Source organism: Delftia sp. (assembly GCF_059499305.1).
In genome coordinates, this window is record NZ_JCABYI010000031.1 from 1 (window position 1) to 12,953 (window position 12,953).

12 protein-coding genes are annotated in these 12,953 nt (G+C 66.2%); all 12 read right to left on the bottom strand.

The window, feature by feature from the left end; translation table 11 throughout:
- Positions 1-169: 169 nt before the first annotated feature.
- A complete protein-coding gene (locus tag AC5I49_RS21100) occupies positions 170-1,102 on the bottom strand; it encodes a TadE/TadG family type IV pilus assembly protein (RefSeq protein WP_277848877.1) in 933 nt (310 codons plus the stop codon).
- 59 nt (positions 1,103-1,161) lie between these two features.
- Positions 1,162-2,325 (bottom strand): hypothetical protein, encoded by a 1,164-nt coding sequence (locus tag AC5I49_RS21105; RefSeq protein ID WP_392450005.1) that lies wholly within the window; start codon positions 2,323-2,325, stop codon positions 1,162-1,164.
- Positions 2,326-2,482: 157 nt separating this feature from the next.
- Complete coding sequence (locus AC5I49_RS21110; protein WP_227468440.1) at positions 2,483-2,863, bottom strand: DUF192 domain-containing protein; 381 nt, start codon at positions 2,861-2,863, stop codon at positions 2,483-2,485.
- 5 nt (positions 2,864-2,868) lie between these two features.
- The gene (locus AC5I49_RS21115; protein WP_495789847.1) at positions 2,869-3,801 is read right to left on the bottom strand and encodes a type II secretion system F family protein; all 933 of its coding nucleotides are present in this window, start codon (positions 3,799-3,801) and stop codon (positions 2,869-2,871) included.
- A gap of 10 nt (positions 3,802-3,811) precedes the next feature.
- Entirely contained in the window at positions 3,812-4,681 is an 870-nt protein-coding gene (locus AC5I49_RS21120) for a type II secretion system F family protein (protein ID WP_016451158.1), read from the bottom strand.
- Complete coding sequence (locus AC5I49_RS21125) at positions 4,678-6,435, bottom strand: TadA family conjugal transfer-associated ATPase (RefSeq protein WP_495789848.1); 1,758 nt, start codon at positions 6,433-6,435, stop codon at positions 4,678-4,680. Before AC5I49_RS21125 ends, AC5I49_RS21120 begins: the two co-directional genes overlap by 4 nt.
- Entirely contained in the window at positions 6,432-8,471 is a 2,040-nt protein-coding gene (locus AC5I49_RS21130) for a secretin GspD/PilQ domain-containing protein (RefSeq protein ID WP_495789849.1), read from the bottom strand. The genes AC5I49_RS21125 and AC5I49_RS21130 overlap by 4 nt, the downstream gene beginning before the upstream one ends.
- Positions 8,472-8,711: 240 nt before the next feature.
- On the bottom strand, positions 8,712-9,728 hold the full coding sequence (gene cpaB / locus AC5I49_RS21135; RefSeq protein WP_495789850.1) for a Flp pilus assembly protein CpaB: 1,017 nt from the start codon (positions 9,726-9,728) through the stop codon (positions 8,712-8,714).
- Between the two features lie 10 nt (positions 9,729-9,738).
- On the bottom strand, positions 9,739-9,918 hold the full coding sequence (locus tag AC5I49_RS21140) for a hypothetical protein (RefSeq protein ID WP_016447814.1): 180 nt from the start codon (positions 9,916-9,918) through the stop codon (positions 9,739-9,741).
- Positions 9,915-10,646, bottom strand: a complete 732-nt coding sequence (locus AC5I49_RS21145; RefSeq protein WP_254787843.1) for a hypothetical protein — start codon at positions 10,644-10,646, stop codon at positions 9,915-9,917. The genes AC5I49_RS21140 and AC5I49_RS21145 overlap by 4 nt, the downstream gene beginning before the upstream one ends.
- Positions 10,647-10,660: 14 nt before the next feature.
- A complete protein-coding gene (locus tag AC5I49_RS21150) occupies positions 10,661-11,473 on the bottom strand; it encodes a TadE/TadG family type IV pilus assembly protein (RefSeq protein WP_479931596.1) in 813 nt (270 codons plus the stop codon).
- On the bottom strand, positions 11,470-12,951 hold the full coding sequence (locus tag AC5I49_RS21155) for a pilus assembly protein TadG-related protein (RefSeq protein WP_495789851.1): 1,482 nt from the start codon (positions 12,949-12,951) through the stop codon (positions 11,470-11,472). Before AC5I49_RS21155 ends, AC5I49_RS21150 begins: the two co-directional genes overlap by 4 nt.
- Between the last annotated feature and the right edge of the window lie 2 nt (positions 12,952-12,953).

Sequence of the window (12,953 nt, forward strand, 5' to 3'; positions counted from 1 at the left end):
TCGATGCCGCCGCCCGCGCCGGGGGCGCAGCTTTGCACGGTGGGGTCGCATTTGCTGGAGCCGCCGCCCAGGTTGGGGGCGGCGGCTGCGGGGGAGGCCTGGGCCAGCAGTGAGGCGATGCACAGCAGGGCGCTGCCCAGCAGGGGGGTGAGATGGGGTCTATTCAACATCATGCGTCTCCCGTGCAGTTGGGGCAGTCAGCCCCTTTACAGTCGTTGTCGTTTCCATCTCCATTGCCTCCATCTCCATTTCCATCTCCTCCATCTCCGGTGCCATCGCCGCCGTCGTCTTCATCGCCCTCATCGCCCGGCCCCGGCGGCCCGACCGTGGTGCAGCCCACGGTTTCGCAATCGGGCGGTTCACCGGGTTCCGATGTATCGGGCTGGCCTGGGTCCTGCGGATTGCCCTTGTTGCCTGTGTCGGGGATGGATACCGTGGCATCGCTTTCCATAGCGTCGCTTTGCATGTGCAAGGTGGCCTGCGCGACGATGGGCAGTCGACCGTGCTGGATGAGTTCGGTGTGGAAGGGGTCGCTGCCGTCGTCCAGCCAGCGCAGGTAGTGCTGGTAGATGCCGCGCACCAGCGGGATCTTGAGTTCGTAGCCGTGGGTGACGCGGATCTTGAGCAGGTTGGCGTCCTGCACGCTCTGGCCCGACTTGCTGCCAATGTCTTTTTTGTCCCGGTGCGCCAGGCCGGCGTTGGGGATGGCGGGCACGCCATATTTCTCTTTCAGGTGGGGCTCGCTCCAGTCCTCGAAGCTCTCGCGCGTGGGGTTGATGAGGTCGATGCGCAGGTGGTCTTTAAGGTCGGCCTTGGCCTTGGCCTTGGCATCCGCCAGTTCGGTGCTGTTGCTGCCACCGCCATACAGCGGAACCATGGCGCGCAGATAGGCGTCACGGATATCGTCCATGCGCGCATGGGCCATGGTGCCCGCGCGGGCGGCCATGAAGCTGGCGTGATTGATCTGGTTCTTGTTGAAGAAAACCAGGCCGTACTGCAGCAGGGCCAGCCCCAGCAGGGTGATGATGGGGCCGACCACGGTGAACTCGACCATGGCGCTGCCGCGCTGGCGCGGCCTGCGGAATGAGGTGCTCTGGCGCATGAGGATGCCTGCAGGTTTGCGGCCAGCGGACGGGCTTGTATCCACCCGCTGGCCATGCTTCAGGGCCTGTTTGGGTGTGGCAGGGGGATGTGGATGGGCACGTCCGGTCCGGCCTTGTCCTTGCGCATCAGCATCAATTGCATGGTGCCCTGGGGGCCGGCGCCGAGGATGTGGATGATCTCGGCCTGCTTGCCGGTGATTTCGCCTTCGAGGCCATCGAGGGTGTAGTCCTGCCGGGTGAGGGGTGTGTCGGGCCGTGGAGCATCTGCGCGGACGTCGCTCGCAGGGCCTTCCAGCACGACGTTGATGCGTTGGCTGCGCGAGTCAGGGATCAACTGCGAGTTCACAAACGTCAGCTCTGGCACTTCCATCACTGTGCGCCTCTGGCTTTTGGGGTCTGTGTAGTCGATCTTTACGCCAGTGAGCTTGCCCGTGGCCGTATTGAATTCCGCCTCGTAGTTGACGCCGGTGTCCAGTATGTCGGTGGTGTACGGGTCCAGCCGTTGTGCCGTGCCGGCCAGCGTGCTGACACTGCCGATATAGGTCACGGTCGGCTCGCTCGGCGCCTGGCTCTGGTCGGTGAGCAGTCTGATGGCGGAAATCCAGTTGGTGTTTTCGCTGCGCATGTTGGGCATGCGGCCGACCATGCTGAGGTTCTGGCCTTCCGAGAAGGTGGTGCCCCAGATGCCTTCCTCGTGCTGGTCCGGTGGTCCTACGAGGAAGATGACGCCTGCATCGCCGCTGATGTTCTTGTAGTGGCTCTGGCCCGCCTCCGGGTAGTGCGTGACTTGCGGGTACTGCCTGCCCTGCACGATGAAGGTGTTGCGCCCTACCTGGAAGTCGCGCCTTGCCATGCCGTAGGAGCTGTAGATGAAACTGCTTTCGATGGCCTGGCCCGGCTGCTGGCTATAGGTGAGTGTGGTGTTGTGGATCACACCCATGCCGCTGAAATCGATCAACGACGTTTGTGCATCGGGATCGGTGATGAGTTTGATCAGGTCAGACTCCTCAATGGCCGATGAGGTGGGTTGCAGACAGCTGCCCGTGCTGCTGAGTTTGGTGCACAGCGGGCCTGAGGGGGCGATGAAGACGCCGGAACTGGCGGTGCCTCCGGGGCCTGGGTCTCCCGCGCCGCCTTCGTTGCCGGAGCTGCCACCGCAGGCGGTCAGGGCCAGGCCAGCGGCGCAGGCCAGTAGCCAGGATGAAGGGTGTGTCAGCCGCATGTGCGTGGCACCGTGGTCTGTGGGAGAGGTGATGGATGGATGGTGCATGTCCGTCGGTTTTTCAATGCGTAGTGGAGGAGGGCCGGCAGGGCCGGCTGGCAATTCACTTTGGTGTGTTCTGGGCAATGCGTTGTGTGGGCACCTCCGCGGCGTTGCATTAGGAGTTGGACCCGTCAGGGGTGAAGGCGCAGACGTTCAGCGCAGCCCCGGCACCTTCGATGGGCCAGGGCTGCAACTGCATGCCCGGCACCAGGCCCTGGCAGGCGATGGCACCTGCACGCATCTCCAGCACATGCCTGCTGCCGCGTTCGCCCCGGCTGAGGCGCCAGGGCGCAACGCCTGGACGCAGGCCGGTGATGCGGCCCTGCCGATCGAGGTAGACGATGTCGATGGCCTGCCGCATGAAGCAGGTGTGCACGCTGGTGCAGCGCGCGATGAGCAATGCGCAGCGGGCGGCGGGTTGGGCCTGGCCCATGAGGCCGGCAAGGCGCTGCCAGAAGCCGCAGGCCTGGCGCACCAGGAAGGGGGAGGGCGGCATCTGCATCACAGTCCCGAGTTCAGCAGCTTCATCGCTATGGGGAACAGCAAGACGATGAAGGTGCAGGGAAAGATGAAGGCGATCAGCGGAAACAGCATCTTCACGGGCGCTTCCATCGCGAGTTTTTCCGCGCGCATGAAGCGTTCGGAGCGGCGCTGATCGGCCTGTGCCCGCAGCACGGGGCCGAGGTTCATGCCCATGCTCTCTGCCTGGATCACGGCGGAGGTGAAGTTGGCGACGCTCGGTTCGTTCAGGCGCTCGGCCATGCCGCGCAGTGCTTCGGCACGCGCCTTGCCGGCGCGTATATCGCGCAGCACGCGCTGGAATTCGTCACGCACCAGTCCCTGGGGGCCTTTGGCCACGGCCTGGGTCATGGCGCCCTGCATGTTCAGGCCGGCTTCCACGCACAGCGTGATGATGTCCAGGAAGAAGGGCAGCATGCGCAGCAGTTCGCGCCGGCGCACGGCGATGCGATCCCTGAGCCAGATGGCGGGGTAGGCCCAGCCCAGCAGTGCGCCTGCGGCCATGGCCTGCAGATAGATGGGCAGGGCGATGTGGCGTACACCGCCATCGGCGCCCCGGGGCAGGCCGTCGAAGCTGGAGACGAGCCACCAGGCCGCCAGCGCGGCCATCCCGGCGCCGACGATGCGGCTGGCGATGAACTGCGCAGGACTGAGCGCGTAGTCCAGTCCCGCCTGTCGCAACCGCAGTTGCACGGCTTGCGCGGTTCTGCCCGTTCCGAGCCGGGGCGACAGGTGGTGGCTGATCCACTGGATGGGCCACCAGACCATGCGCAGGGCCAGTGGCGGCGGATCCTTGTAGCTGCGGTCCTCGGCGGGAACGCTGCTCATCGAGTGGCCCAGGAGCCAGGCCACCAGGGCAGCACTGAGTCCGGCTGCCACAGCGATCAGGGCGAGTATCACGGTGTTGGAGTCCATGGTGCGGCCTTCAGACGTCGATGGCGACGATCTTTCGGATGACATAGATGCCCATGGCCTCGAAGCAGGCGATCACGGCCAGCGCCCCCCAGCCCACGCGGGAGTGCCAGAGCATGGACATGGCTTCAGGCTCCATCCGGTCGAGGATGAGCATGAGGACGAGGGGCAGGGCGCCGACGACCCAGGCCTGCAGTTTTCCCTGGGCGGTGAGGGAGCCGATCTTGGCTTCCATCTGCAGGCGGCTGCGCACGGTGGAGGCCGTGCGTTCCATGGTCTCGGCCAGGCCGCCTCCGGTTTCGCTGGCGATGCGCATGGCCGAGGTGATGAGCACGGTGCTTTGGGTGGGCACGCGCAGGCTCAGGTGATTGAGTGCCTGTTCCAGGGATACGCCCAGGCGCTGCTCGCGCAGCATCAGCGAGAACTCCTGGCTCAGCGGCGGGCGGGACTCGGCCACAAGCTGGGCGATGGCGCTGCTCAGGCCAATGCCGGCGCGCAGGCCGCCGCTGAGCATCATCAGCGCATCGGGCAACTGCTCTTCAAACTTGCGCAGCCGGCGCTTGCGCATGTGCCGGTACAGCAGCCGGGGCAGCAGCCCCAGCGCGAAGAAGGCGGGCACAGCCAGCAGATGGCTGCCGCTGACCAGCCACACCAGCACGCCGCCCAGCGACATGACTGCCAGGTTGGCCAGGAAGAGTTTGCGCGGGTCGATGAAGAGGAAGAATTCCGCGGCCTGAAAGCCGGCGCGCTCCGTGAAGCCGGCCCGGTAGCGCCTGAGCGTGGAGCCTCCCAGGTCCAAGGCCAGCCATGTCAGCAGACCGACGCAGAGGGCGACCACGGCCGTGATCAGGGCCAGGACGGTGTCTGGCGAGAGCCCGCTCATGGCCGCTCTCCGGCATGCAGGTCCGCGCTCTCGGAGCCCGGACGGAAGATATCCAGGTCCAGCGCATGGCCGCTGGCGCGCAGTTCGTCGTAGAAGTGGGGAACGACGTCGCAGCCGGTGAACAGGCCCTGCACCTTGGCCAGGCCGTTGGCCTGGGCGGCGTAGCCTTTGTTGGCAAAGCGGAACAGCTCCTGCAGCTGGATCTTTCCGCTTTCCATGCCGCTGACTTCGCAGATGTGGGTGACCAGGCGTGTGCCGCAGGCAAAGCGGGTCTGCTGCACGATGATGTCCACGGCGCTGGCGATCTGCTCGCGTATGGCCGCCAAGGGCAGTTCCATGCCGGCCATCAGCACCATGGTCTCCAGCCGGGCGAGCCCGTCTCGCGGGGTGTTGGCGTGCAGCGTGGTCAGAGATCCCTCATGGCCCGTGTTCATGGCCTGGAGCATGTCCAGCGCCTCGGCGCCGCGGCATTCGCCGACCACGATGCGGTCCGGGCGCATGCGCAGGGTGTTGCGCACCAGTTCTCGGATGGGCACGCCGCCCTTGCCTTCGACATTCGCGGGGCGCGACTCCAGGCTGATCAAATGCTCGTGGGCCAGCTTGAGTTCGGCGGCGTCCTCGACGGTGATCACGCGTTCGCCGGACGGGATGAAGTTGGACAGGATGTTGAGCAGCGTGGTCTTGCCAGACCCCGTGCCGCCCGAGACGATGATGTTCTTGCGGGCCTCCACGCAGATGCGCAGGAAGTCGGCCATGGCCGGGCTGAGCGCGCCGAACTGCACAAGGTCGGCGGCATTGAGCTTGCGCCTGGCGAACTTGCGGATGGTCAGCGTGGAGCCCTTGAGCGCCAGCGGCGCGATGATGGCGTTGACGCGCGAGCCGTCCTTGAGCCGTGCATCGACCATGGGCGAGGATTCGTCGATGCGCCGGCCCAGCGGTGCCACGATGCGCTCGATCACGCCCATGACGGCGCGATCGCTGGTGAAGCTCAGGGCATGCTTTTGCAGGCGCCCCGCGCGCTCGACATAGATTTCGTCGAAGCGGTTGACCATGATTTCGCTGACCGTTTCGTCGGCCAGCAATTCCTCCAGCGGCCCCAGCCCCACGGCCTCGTCCAGAACCTGCCTGCGCAGCGCGTTGCGGTCCAGCTGGGCCGGTATCTCGTCGTCCATGTCCTGCAGCGTTCTGGCGATGAGCCGGTCCGCCTCGGCGCGCAGGTGTTCGTCGGACATGCTGGAGACGTCATGGCGGCGCAGGTCCATGGTGTCGATGAGCTTGGTGTGCAGGCGCTTGCGCCATTCGAATTGCAGCGCCTGCAAGTGGGCGTCCCCGGGCTCGGCTGCCGCAGGCTCGGGCGCGTCGGCAGGCACTGCCAGCGGCGTGTCCTGTGTGCTCTGCATGGGCGCTGTGGTGGCGGCATGCGCTGCGGCCGGTACAGGAAAAGGCGCGGCTTGCGGCTCTTCACCGCTGTTCAGGATGCGCAACTGGAACGGGCCAATGCCGATGAGGTCGCCGTTTTGCAGCGGGCCGTATTGGGCGGTGATGCGCTGACCGTTGACCAGCACGCCGCCGAAGCTGCCTGCGTCGTCGATCAGCACGCCCGAGGGGCTGGTGAAAAGGCGTGCATGCTCCTTGGCAAGGCGCCAGTTGTCCAGGCGGACTTCGCACTGGGAGCCTTTGCCGATGGAGCACATATCGGGCACGCTCAACGGCTGGTGCCGGCCGTCGGGGTGGATGATTTCAAGGTCGATCATGGGGGGCTGCCGGTTGCGGAGGTCAGGGGAGAAAGCCACTGGGTCTCGGCCCAGCCCAGCCGGTCATTGATGCGCACGGCCGAGAACTGGGCCTGCGGGGCCTGGGGCAGCACTTGCACAAGGCTGCCCACGGGCAGGTTCTGGAGGACGGGGGCGTTGATGTCGGGGGACACGCGAAGGGCAAGCCGATCAAGGCCCACACGGTAGGTGCCTGGTGCGGAGTGGCCCGTGGTGGCGCCGGATTCATGGGGCGTGAGAGCCCGGCCTTGCCGCGCCTGGCGCGCATGGGGTCCGTCGGGTGCGGGCTTCATGCCGGGGACGTGCGCGACGGGCTGCAGGCTTTCATCGCGCACCCAGCCCGTCAGGGCTGCGACCGCCACCGCGCGCCAGCCGGAGTGCGGGTTGTGGGCGGCAGATGAACCGGGTGCGGCACGCACGAAACTGCCTTGGCCCAGTTGCAGCAGGGTGTCGCTTTGCGCCCGAGGTTCGGCATGCAAGGCCAGCCCGTCATGCACCACGCGCCAGTGGTTGACCAGCGGCTGGTCCGCTGCTGCCGCGGAGGCCAGCGGGTTGCCGGTGTGCGGCAGGGCGGGCCAGTGTTCGGGCAGGGTCGCGGTGGCCGGTGCGGGCAGGGGCCGCACTGGCGCGGGGAGTTCCTGCACAGGCGCCGCGATGCTGGCGCTTGCGCTGGCCACAGGCAGGGGCGCCAGCCGGGGAGGATGCTCGGGCGCAGGGCCGGGTTCGGTCAGGTAGGGCTGGGGACCGTAGCGCTGGCCCAGGCGCGCACCGGCGTCTTCCACGCGCTGCAGCAGGCCCGGCGATCGGCTGTTGATCACCGTGGGCGTGACGAAGACCACCAATTCGGTCTCTTCGTTCTGGAATCGCTGGGACCGGAACAGGGCACCCAGCACGGGCAGGTCTCCCAGGAAGGGAACCTTGTCGACGTTGTCGCCACCCTTGCGCGACAGCAAGCCGGCCAGCACCATGGTCTCGCCGTCCTGGACGTTGAATTCGGTGAAGGTGCGCCGAGTGCTCAACCCGGGCCCCGAGGGCGTGGAGAACGACGGGTCGATGTTGCTGACCTCGCTGTCGATCTCGGCCCTGATGACGCCGTTGCGGTCCACGCGCGGCGTGATGCGCAGCTTGACGCCGTAGGGCTTGAACATGACCACGGGGCCGTAGATCGTGGCCACGGAGTACGGATATTCGCCACCGGCCAGGAACTCGGCCTTGGAGCCGTTGCGCGCCGACAGCTGGGGCTGGGCAAGAATGCTGGCCTTTCCGTCGCGGGCCAGCAGGTCCAGCTTTGCGGTCAGGCCCATGTTGACGGCGGTGAGGATGTTCAGGCCTTGGGGCAGCGGGCCTTTGTCACCGCTGTCCGGGGTGATTGGCGGGTTCTGGACGCCGATGACCAGACCGGGCTGATGGCCGCGCCGCGCCGGCGCCCAGATGCCTCCCACGCTGGCCCCGCCCTGGGAGGTCCAGCGCAAGCCGAATTCGCGCAGTTCATTGACCGGGAATTCGACCACCTTCACGTCCATGAGCACCATCTGCTCCCAGCCGATCTGGTTGGTGAAGTTGATGATCTGCGGGTAGTGCTTTCTGAGGTCTTCGATCTTCTTGAGATCGACATCGCTGAGATGGTCCCCTTCGACCACGACCTTGTCACCGATGATGGAGGCCCGCGCGTTGGGGATGGTGCTGAGAAAGGCTGCGATCTCGCGCGCATGGCGGCTTGTGTCGCCGCGCACCACATGGATCTTGACGCGCTGATATCGGCCGTCGGCGTTCCACACGAACAGCGAGGAGGTGCCGATCTCGTTGGCGAAGATGATGACCTCGCGCTCGTCCAGCGCGGCGGCCGTCAGCACCCGGCCATTGCCCACGGCAATGCGCGCCACGCCGGGGCTGGGGAAGACGCGCGATTCGCCCACGAACATTTCTATTTCCGGCACCTGAGCCTGGTCGTCCGGTTTCTGTATGGGGCGGTACGGCTGGCCCGCCGCTGCCTCGCGGCTGGGCACTCCCTGCAGCATGGGGGCGAATCCACCCGGCATGCCGAGGGACTGTTCAGAGCCCGCTGCACCCTCTGACGTCTGGGCTGTTGCGGCGCCGGCCAGACCCCAGCCCAGGGCCAGCACGAAGCCGCAGCGCAGGGCATGCAGAAAGGGCGTTGGACTGGAGCGGGCGGACAGGGATGCAGTGGGGGCTGAACGGATGGACATTGGGATCAGGCGCATGGAGCGAAGAAAAAGGCAGGAGCAGGTGAGGTGCCGTCAGCGAGGCAACGCGCCTGGCTGGATCGGGAAGGACGCGGGAAAAAGGGGAGCCTGGCCTGGTTGCAATGCGGCTTGCGGGGCTGGCTGCACAGGCGTGGGGGCTGCGGCTGCCTCAGGCGGGCCTTCGCCGGCATCGGGGGCCTTGTCCTGGCGCAGCAGCAGGTCTTCGGGCTTGAAGTCCAGGCGGCGCCCGCCATAGAGCACGGGAACGGTTCGGCCCGGCGATTGCGCTGCGCCCGCTGTCTGAATCAGGGACTGCACGTCGCCTGCCAGGCCCAGCAGGGCGGCCATGGCAGCGCTGTCTTCTTCGACAACCTCCGAGTCCTTGGGATTGCGCAGCAAGGCGGTGATCTTTCCCGCCTCGCGCGCGATGATCACGCTGCGGGCCTGCGCCTTGGAGGTGTCCAGCGTGACCGTGGAGTACTGGCGCCGCTCACCGCTTCTGGGGTCATCCACGGACCGCTGGCCGGTGGCCATGACCTGGACGTTCTGCAGCAGTGGAAAGGTGGTCTTGCGGCCTTTCTGATCCAGGGTGAGCATCAGGTCGATGGCATCCCCCGGCTCCAGCAGGCCGGAGATGGAGTTGATCTCGTCCACATGCACGGTGATGGCGCGCCGTCCGACCTCGATGCGGGCCGAGAAGGTCGGCACCTTGTCGCCTTCGAGCAGGTTCCACAGCAGGATGTCGCCGTGCTGCATGCCATGCTCCAGCGCGCGGCCTGCAATGCGGGAAAAATCCTCGGGGCCGATGGCCAGCGAGTGCGCGTAGTCATGGGGAACGTCGCGCACGGCAATGGTCTCCTTGGAGATGGGATCGCCTTTGCTGAGATTGCGCTTGGCAACGATCAGCGGCCGGGTTTTGCTTTTTCCGCGCGCTTCTATGGCCTCCATCTGGCGATGCAGGTAACTGCGTGCAATGACGGCTGCGCCCAGGCCGATGGCCAGGGCCATGGCAAGAGCGACCCAGGTTTTGTTGGGACGCAGGGCGGTGATTCGGGCGAGTGCGGAGTTCATGGCTGACGGGTCAAATGGGCAGGGAGAGGGCGAAGCTGAACTTCTGGTAGGCAGCCTGCAGGGCGAGCAGCAACTGGTGCAGCACGCTGTTGCTGTCCACCATGCCGACGCCCAGCGCGAAGGCCAGGGCCGCGCAGACCACGGCGTACTCCACCGAGGACTGGCCGCGCAGGCGATGGGCAAGCTTCATGGCGCGGTCTCCACCGCCACGCTGGTGACGAGAACGATGCTGGTGAGGCCCAGCGCATTGCGGGAAATGACGGCCGTCGCCTCTTTGCCCGGGCCGCGCATCAGCACCGTGATGGCGCCGGTCTCAGAGCCGAACGCGTGGGCCTTGGTGTCTGTGGCGGCGTCGAAGCGGCGTTCCAGCGCATAGCCCTGCTCCTGCAGCGCCGCAGTGAGGCGTTGCGCATTGAGCGCCTCGCCGTGCCTGTTCGTGGCAACGAGATGGGTGGACAGCTGGCCACCGTCCTGGGTGTTCAGCAGGCTGGCGATCTCGGTTCCCGCTGGCAGCAGGCGCCGCCATCGGGCTCTTTCCCCCTGGCTGCGGGCCTTGCCGCTCAAGGCTGCGCGCAGGTGGGTGACAGCGACAAGGCCACGCGTGCCGCCGTCGGGGGCGGGTTCCAGTCGGATGGTGAGGTAGTGCTCGCCCTGGGCGCGGCCCAGAATGCGCTGGCCATCGCGCTGGTCGTCCATCAGGGGCTGGCCCAGGGTGCGCACAAACCAGTCGCCGGTCTGCCTGGGTGTGCTGCGGGTGGCGAAGCCGGTCAGCCGCATGGGCAGGCCGTCCAGGTCCATCTGCTGGCCGATGTGGTAGCTCCTGGCGTGTTCGGGCAGCGGGATCTCGGGCCAGTTGGCCTGGGCCAAGGCATGGGTGAGCCCTGGCGTCAGCAGGCCCAGGCAGATGGAGCGGAGCATGCGGGCCGTTGTCATCATTCGGCCCTCAGCCTGTCTGCCGGAACGATGTCCTGCCACCGGTCCAGGCGTCCGAACTTGGGGGCCGGCACTTCCATCAACTCGAAGACCGGTATGGCCACATCCAGCAGTGTCTCCACCGGGGAGAACAGGCTGTTGAGCGGCGCCAGCCGGCCGAACCGATCCATGGTCTGCTCCACGGAGCGCGAGGCCCAGGGCTCGATAAGCACGCTGGTGTGGCGTGTGACGCGCAGGTTCAGTTGGTCGAAGGGGGTGTAGCTTTGGATGCCTGCGGGCAGGTTGGCCAGGGGCACGGAGATGTTGGCGCGGTATATGCCCTGGGCGCGCAGGTCAAGCTGTGTGTGGCTGGCCAGGGGGACTATGCGAAATGGCACGCCGTCCCTGCTGGCCTTGAAGGCATTGCTGTGCGCTGTGGACTGGCTTTCGCCAAAGCTGACCGAGATGGTTGAAAAACGCGGGATCAGCGGATTGCCTGCAGGGTCCGTCCACAGCGGATTGCGGTGCGCGTCGAAATCACCTGCCGTGTCGCCCGTCTTGATGGGGGCATCGGGGCGGCTGAAGTAGCGCCTGCGCACTTCGGCTGCCAGTTGGTCAGGCTGCTTGGAGCTGCCTGCCGCGTCGTTGTGCACCGTGGCATCGAAGGCCGCATAGCGGCTGGCCATCTGGGTGGCATGGGCAATGTCCTGGTACTTGCCGATCATGGGCATCAGCAGGAACAGGCCCAGCAGGGGCGCTGCCATGGCCAGGAATTCGACCAGGGCCTGGCCTGCCTGCCGCCTTGGGTAGCGGGCGCGGTTCAGGAGGTTCATGGGATCTGCCCTCCCTGGCGTATCTGCTGGCCAAGTACATCGGTTTGGGAGTGGATAAGGCGTACCTGCCAGTAGGGGTTGAACAGGCTGGGCAGCTCCAGCGGGAGCCCCTGGCTTGCGCCATAGCGGTTATGACGCTGTGCCAAAGGGCGTTCGAAGAACACTTCGGACGTGGCAACGGCCACCATTTCGCCTTGGGCGACCTGGCTCTGATAGGCGTTGATGCGGCTGTCTGAAGTGCTGGTTATCTGGCTGGCGCTATCGGAGGTGCGCAATTGGCTGTGCGCCCGCGACAGGCGCACGCTGAACCGCAGCGTGGGGTCGTTCTTGTCCAGTTGCGGCTGGCTCAGGTCGTAGTAGCTGGGCAGGCCGGTGTATTGGCGCCACTTGTTGGATGAGGCCTGGCTGGACGCCTTTGCGTTGGTGCGCGCACCTCCCAACCAGGCGCCTGAATCATCCTGATCCTCGGGATGGGCCTGCTGTTCGCCCCAGGCAATGGGCTCCTCCCTGAGCCGGCAGCGTGGGATGAGTCCACCCCTTCGCTGGGCGCGCCAGAAGGACTCAGTGTCTTCGGCGATCCACTCGTCGTAGTTGACCAGTTCGGTGCCGCCGCGTCGGCGCACCTCGCTTTTGCGCTCTCTCGCAATGCAGATCTCGTCTGGGCCGGGCACTTCTGCCTCGGCCGTCCAGACGCGTTCCTTGGTGAATCTGTCGCTGTGGGCCGCATACACGGCCAGCTCTGCCATGCGGCCCCGGTCCTTGCCGGTATAGCTTTGGGTAAATCCATCCAGGTCGTCAGTCAGCGCCACGGCGATGCCAGGGCCCAGGGGCAGCACCTTCACGCTGCCGTCGCCCGCGTAGTTGGCCTGGGCCACGTCCTGCATAACGCTGCGGCGAATGCTCTGCAGGTAGGAGCGGGCGTGCAGCAGGTTGTGCGCCTTCTGTATTGCCTGTTTGTTGGCCTCCACGGCTGTGACCGTATCGAATGCCAGCGACGGCACCATCTTGGCCATCTGCTGGATGTACTGGCCCGCGTACTGCACGGTGGCGTAGCACATGATCGCGTACATCTCGTTGTAGTGGAATGCAGCACCGATCAATGCGCCCCAACCGGTGTAGTCAGCACATTCGGGGAACTGCGTGGGCAGGTTCTCCGCGTGGGTCTGTGCGTATTGCGCCCACGAGGACAGGCTCACCATCTGCGCCACCAGCACCTCGTTGGCGATCAGGGCGCGATTGCCGTAGGCCGTGAAATTCAGCGCCCGCGCGTGCATCACGCCGGCGCTGTAGGCCACGGCATCGGCCGTGCTGACGAGCTTGGTTTTTTCCTGGGAGAGCTGGCCGGTGTTGAACAGAAAGAACAGCGAGGCCAGTGCGCCGATCAGGACAAAGATGCCGTAGATCAGTGCCTGCCCGCGTTGCCCGTCCCGCCTCCGTATCCGTATCCGACCGCCGCGCAGGGTGGTGATGGTGTGCATGG